1 protein-coding gene is annotated in these 743 nt (G+C 74.3%); it reads left to right on the top strand.

The genetic code is table 11. The features are described from left to right. Positions 1-57 precede the first annotated feature (57 nt). Positions 58-743 (top strand): SpnB-like Rossmann fold domain-containing protein (locus tag OSB71_RS24245; protein WP_502362186.1); only part of this gene is annotated, 686 nt, incomplete at its 3' end.

Raw genomic sequence — 743 nt, 5'->3', positions numbered from 1 at the left:
CTCACGGCGTTGGCCGGTGGTCTGTCCGCGGACCGGCCACTTGGTGAAGCGTTGTCGGTGTTGTCGTCCTGGCGGCGTGATCAGCGGCAGCGGTCCCTGATCGACCAGTGGCGCTACCACGTCACCTGGAAACCGGTATCACCCCAGCCCGCCACGCCCCTCTCCGGGCGGTGGCTGCTGCTCACACCCCCCACCGGTGCGCAGGAGGTGGCCCAGTGGTGTGAGGACGGCCTGCGCACGGCAGGCGCCCAGGTGGAGCGAACCAGCACCCTGCCCGGGGACCTGAGCGGGGTCACCGGCATCGTCTCCCTGCTGGCGCTGGAGGACGCGCCGCTGGAGCGCGGTGTCGCCCCGGGGCTGACCGGCAACCTCGCTCTGGCCCAGGAGCTGGGTCGCAGCGATGGGTCGGCGCGGGTGTGGTGCCTGACGCGGGGCGCGGTCTCCACCGGCCCCTCCGACCCCCTCACCCACCCCGCCCAGGCACAGACCTGGGGGTTGGGCCGGGTCATCGCCCTGGAGCACCCCACCCGCTGGGGCGGTCTGATCGACCTGCCCCGCACTCTGGATGCCCGGGCGTGGCAGCGCACCGCCGCCCTCCTGTCCGTGGATGCGGGTGAGGACCAGGTGGCTGTGCGCTCCACCGGCATCCACGCCCGCCGTGTGGTTCGCGCGCCGCAGGCGCCCGCCACGCCGGTGCGCCTGCGGGGCACGGTGCTGATCACCGGGGGCACCGGTGGGCTGGG

Origin of the sequence: Streptomyces marinisediminis (assembly GCF_026262575.1) — a bacterium.
In the GTDB taxonomy this organism is placed as follows: Bacteria; Actinomycetota; Actinomycetes; order Streptomycetales; family Streptomycetaceae; genus Streptomyces; species Streptomyces marinisediminis.
This window is presented reverse-complemented; position numbering and strand designations above follow the sequence as displayed.